The 4,500-nt window shown below is 74.2% G+C and carries 4 protein-coding genes; 2 read left to right on the top strand and 2 right to left on the bottom strand.

The annotated features are described in order from the left end of the window. Both IH13_RS0112000 and IH13_RS0111995 read right to left on the bottom strand, forming a co-directional pair. Positions 1-1,383: polysialyltransferase family glycosyltransferase (locus IH13_RS0112000; RefSeq protein WP_031083668.1), on the bottom strand; the 1,383-nt coding region annotated here is incomplete at its 3' end. Then, a complete protein-coding gene (locus IH13_RS0111995; RefSeq protein WP_031083666.1) occupies positions 1,383-2,384 on the bottom strand; it encodes a glycosyltransferase family 2 protein in 1,002 nt (333 codons plus the stop codon). The genes IH13_RS0112000 and IH13_RS0111995, both read right to left, overlap by 1 nt. A 481-nt stretch (positions 2,385-2,865) precedes the next feature. On the opposite strand from IH13_RS0111995, the gene IH13_RS0111990 reads away from it, so the two are divergent. Both IH13_RS0111990 and IH13_RS0111985 read left to right on the top strand, forming a co-directional pair. Further along, entirely contained in the window at positions 2,866-4,248 is a 1,383-nt protein-coding gene (locus tag IH13_RS0111990) for a DUF6716 putative glycosyltransferase (protein WP_031083664.1), read from the top strand. A 20-nt stretch (positions 4,249-4,268) separates the two neighbouring features. Continuing rightward, positions 4,269-4,500, top strand: a 232-nt coding sequence (locus IH13_RS0111985; RefSeq protein WP_031083662.1) for a cytidylyltransferase domain-containing protein, incomplete at its 3' end; no start/stop codon positions are given.

Raw genomic sequence — 4,500 nt, 5'->3', positions numbered from 1 at the left:
CCCCTGCAGGCGGCGGCCGGCCGCCCGCTGCCAGGTGCGGGCCTGCCGGGCGAACCGGCGCACGGTGGGGTTGCGGGGGATGAAGTCGAGCTGTGAGGGCAGGGCCCCGGGCAGGGCGAGCGCGGTCAGACGGCGGCGCCTGAAGTAGCGGTCCCGGCCGGACGCGGGCTGCCGGGACAGGAACGCCTCGGCCTCGGGACGCAGTTCCGGATAGATCTTCGGCTGCATCGCGAAGCCGACGGCGGTGACCAGTCCGGTGAGTTCCCGTCCGATCCGTCGCCCGTCCGGCAGGCTCCACGCGGTGACCGCCGCCGCGTCCTCCAGGTCGGGCAGCAGGGCGTCGACGATCGTGACCGGGACGCGGTTGCTGTTCTGATAGGGCGTCAGCCCGCTGAGCAGCAGGTCCGTGCCGAGGCGTGCGACGGGGATGCCGTAGAAGGCGGCGGCGGTGAGCAGGCCGGTGGAGAACGCGCCGACGACGAGCGCCGGCTTCAGCCACTGGTAGACCACTTCCGCGATGACCGGGGCGTCCAGGACGGTCAGTTCGGCACCCAGCCGCTCCGCCTCCTCCTCCAGGGTGCGGGACCAGCCGGCGGGGGCGGAGGGGTGCGGCTTGAAGACGAGGTGGCGATGGCCGAGGGCGACGGCGCCGCGCACCATCCGCACATGCAGCTCCTCCTCCTCGGCGGGCGTCAGGACCTCGATCGCCGACAGGTACTGGCCGAGCAGCAGGGCGGGCGGGTCCTGGCGGCGGCCGAAGGAGGCCGACACGGGTGCGGCGTCCGCCAGTTCGGCGAGCACCTTGAGGAACTCGGCGGTGGGGACGGCCTCGGGCTCGACACCGAACTCGGAGAGCAGCAGGGGCCGCAGACCCGGGACCAGGTCCAGGTGGAGGAGGCGCCGCACCCGGGTGCCGATCAGCGGGTCTATCTTGCTCCGGGTCGGCCCGTAGCTCATCAGCCCGTCGGCGTAGACGTGGACCGGGCTCTCGCTGAAGATCTTCGCCAGGGCGTTGGACGGGTTCGCCTGGATGGACTCGCAGGCGATCTCCACCGGCCCGTCACCGAGGTCCCAGGCCAGCCGCAGGTACCGCTCCCAGAGCAGGGTGTCCTGCTCCCGGGGGAACCAGCCCGCCGGGTGGAAGGGGTGGATGAACTCGTTCCAGGAGAGCACGGTGTCGAACTCGGGCCGCAGGCACTCGAATCCGTCCATCCGGTCGAGCGGGGTGCCCACTTCCGGGGCGTACGAGGTGTCGCTGACCACCAGGAGCCGGCGGTGTTCGTCGCGGGGGCCGAACTGGCCGGCGCGGATCGCCGCGGTGACCGTGGCGGCGGCGTACTGCGAGCAGGCGAAGAAGAGCTGGGTGGAACGGCGGCCGGACATCAGGCGGAGGCTCCCGTGGTGACGGAGGGGACGGCCCCCGCGGGGACCGGGCGGCGACGGAGCCGGCGGAGCCGTGCGGCCCGCTGGTCACCGAGCGAGTCGAGGGTGTCGCTGAGGAGGTCCTGCGGAAGCCGCTGGAGTGCGGCGGCGCTCATGGAGCGCAGTCTGCGCGCGACGGGCGGCTCGAACCGCTCGACGGAGTTCAGGTGGTGGGCCATGACGGCCGCATAGGTACGGACGGCCTTGGGCAGCAGCCTGTCCGCCTCGGCGTCCTTCGCGGTCTCCTCGACGACCTGGTCGAAGGCCCGGATGAAGTCGAGTTGCCGTACGTCGCCGATCTGGGTGAGCGAGGAGGCGACGCCGCGACGGTAGAAGACCCCGAGCAGCCCGACCGCCGCGAAGGACTCCGCCTCCCGGTGCAGCCGCCAGATCCACGGCCGGTCCTCGGCCGTGCGCAGCCCGTCCGTGAAGTGCAGCAGGCCCCGGTCGGCCAGGCGGCGGTGGTAGATGCCCGCCCAGGCGTAGGGGTAGTCCACCGACGTGGTGCGGTCGGACGGGAGGATGGCGGCGCGCGGACTGAGCGGGACGCCCCGCAGCCCGTGCGGCACCCGGTGCACGGTCCGCGCCCTGCCGGTGACCTGGACGTGGTCGGCGCGCACGAAGTCGCACCCCAGGTCCTCCGCGGCGGCCAGCAGCCGCGCGTAGTAACCGGGGGCGAGCCAGTCGTCACCGTCCAGGAAGGTGATGAACTCCCCGCTCGCGGCGTCCAGCCCGGTGTTCCGAGCGGTGGCGAGCCCGCCGTTCCGCTCGTGTCTGATCACGACCGCCCCGGGGATGTCGTCGCGCGCCCGGCGCAGGACGTCGGCCGTCCCGTCCGTGGAACAGTCGTCGACGAGGATGAACTCGAAGTCCTCACGCGCGTTGGCGCGCAGGCTCCTGAGGGTGTCGGGCGCGTAGGCCCGCACGTTGTAGAACGGGACGATGACGGAGAGCTTGACCACGCGGAGCACGCTAGGCGCGGGTCCTGTCGTGCGGCCTGTCCCCGGGGAGGACGAGGGGTGAACGGACCATGTCGGGTCCGTTAATCCGTTCGCCCCCACCCGGGCGACCGCACGGCGACCGGCCCGATCCCCCGTCGCCCCGGCCGGGCTCCGGGGGAAGGCCCTCAGTGTTCCGGGTGTCCCCGTGACCGGCCGGGTGCCGTGCGCGGGGCAGCCGCGAAGGCACTGGAGACCGGCACGGCCGAGCCCTCGCGGTCGTTCCCGGGGACCGGCCGCCGGGACGCGCAGGGGGGGGGCGTGGCGCTCCCCACCGTCCTCGGCGACCCGGACAGCGGCGAGGCCCCGAGGGCCCGCGCCGCCGGGATCGCCCCGTCGGCGGGCCGGCGTCGACCTGGTCCACTCTCTACCGTGCACCAGGTCGTAACCATCTGTTGCCTCCGCGTTGGGCCGCTCATCGAAATGGCTTCCTAGCTTCTAGGACGTGCCTCCACGTACCAGTGACACGGCTGATCCCGCCGACACCGCAGCCACCGCCCCGGCGCTCAGGGTCGCCGTCCTCGCCGACTCCGACACCCGGTGGAAGTGGGGCGCGCTCACCGCGCGCCGTCTGACCGCCCCGGGCGCCGGGCCCGGCGGGGACGCCCGCCCGGTCGAGGTCAGCGGGCTGCTGCTGCGGGGCCGCGCCACCCCCACCCCCCGGCAGCTCGCCGAGGTCGGCGAGGTCGGTGTGGACTCCGGCCGGGTGCGCGAGGTGACCGCGGTCGAGTTCCTGCACGCCGTACGGGACGAGGGGTACGACGTCGTCGTCCTCGCCCTCGTCGGCGGCGCCGTCCAGGCGATGCTGCACGGCCTGGCCGCGCTGCGCCTGGCCCGCAGGCCCGTCCTCGTCACCGGCTACGTCGGCGTCGTCTACGAGAAGCTCGCGGACGGGCTGCTGCTGCGGCACGGCGCGGACGTCGTCCTCGCCAACTCCCGCGACGACGCGGAGCGTTTCCGCGCGGTGTACGAAGGCGTCGGCGCCGACGCCTCGGCCGTCACCGAGGCCGCCCTGCCCTTCCTCGGCGGGGAGCCGTACCGCCCGCAGGAGGGCCGTGACACGGTCGTCTTCGCCGCCCAGCCCTCCGTACCGGCGTCCCGCGCCGACCGTACGTATCTGCTGCGCCGGCTCGTCGAGCACGCCCGGCTGCACCCGGACCGCGAGGTGCTGCTCAAGCTGCGCTCCAAGCCCGGCGAGCACACCACCCACATCGAGGAACTGCCCTACCAGCGCCTGGCGGAACGCCTCCCGGGCGGGCCGCCGCCCAACTTCCGCCTGGTGTACGGGCACATGGGGGAGGTCCTGGACCGCACCGACCTGCTCGTCACGGTCTCCTCGACGGCCGCCCTGGAGTCCCTGCACCGCCGCATCCCCACAGCCGTCCTCTCCGACCTCGGCGTACGCGAAGCCCTCGGCAACCACCACTTCGTCGGCTCCGGCCTCATCACCTCCTTCGACCGGCTCGACGACGGCCACCGGCCACGTCCCGACGCGCGGTGGCTGGCCGGCCAGGGCGTCGCCGCCGACGGTTCGTACCCGACCGCCTACGACACCGCCCGCGCCCGGGTGACCGGACTCCTCGCGGCCGGCGCCCTGCCCGACCTCGCGCCGTACTACACGCCCGCCTCGGCCCCCGGATACCTGCCCGGCATCCTCGCCCGCCACCACCTGGCCCCCGACGGCCACCCGCTGCCCGGGTCCGCCCCCAAGGAGCCCGGCCGGGTCAGGGGAGCGGTACGCGGGACCGTCCGCAACGCCGCACGCGGCGCCTACCGGCACGGCGTCCAGCGCGTCGCCCCGGTGATCCGCCGGATGGGAGAGCTGTGACCACCACCTCAGGAGCAGAGATGACCCCGCCACCGCACCAGCAACCGGACCCGGCCCGGGCCGCCCGCACCGTGCTCGCCGTGATCCCCGCACGCGGCGGATCCAAGGGCGTACCCGCCAAGAACCTCGCCCAGGTCGGCGGCGTCCCCCTGGTGGCCCGCGCGGTCCGCGCCTGCCTCGCCTCCGCCGAGGTCACCGACGTCGTCGTCACCACCGACGACCCGGCGATCGCCGAGGCGGCCCGCGCCGCGG

Source organism: Streptomyces sp. NRRL WC-3549 (genome assembly GCF_000721935.1).
Classification (GTDB): domain Bacteria; phylum Actinomycetota; class Actinomycetes; order Streptomycetales; family Streptomycetaceae; genus Streptomyces.
The sequence above is the reverse complement of the archived record's forward strand: the minus strand, read 5'-3'. Positions and strand labels throughout refer to the sequence as shown.